Below are 232 nucleotides of genomic sequence, written 5' to 3'. Positions count from 1 at the left end.
GCGACGCTCGACGCCGTGCTGGACCGGCACGACCTCCTGCGCGCCCGCCTCACCCGCACCGACGGCCTGTCCCTTGTGGTGCGTCCGGTGGGCGCACCCCGCGCGGCGGATCTGATCCACCGGGTCGACTGCCCGGGCGGGTGGGACGACCCCTCGACGCTGGCGCTGGCGAAAACGGAGCTGGACGCGGCCGCCGGGCACCTGGACGCGCGGGCCGGGGACATGGCCCGCT

General features: G+C 77.2%; 1 protein-coding gene. It reads left to right on the top strand.

Translation table 11 applies throughout. The features are described from left to right. Window positions 1-15 precede the first annotated feature (15 nt). On the top strand, window positions 16-232 hold a 217-nt coding region (locus tag NBG84_RS17395), incomplete at its 3' end, for a hypothetical protein (RefSeq protein WP_250920390.1).

Origin of the sequence: Streptomyces albipurpureus (assembly GCF_023701525.1) — a bacterium.
Taxonomy (GTDB): Bacteria; Actinomycetota; Actinomycetes; order Streptomycetales; family Streptomycetaceae; genus Streptomyces; species Streptomyces albipurpureus.
This window is presented reverse-complemented; position numbering and strand designations above follow the sequence as displayed.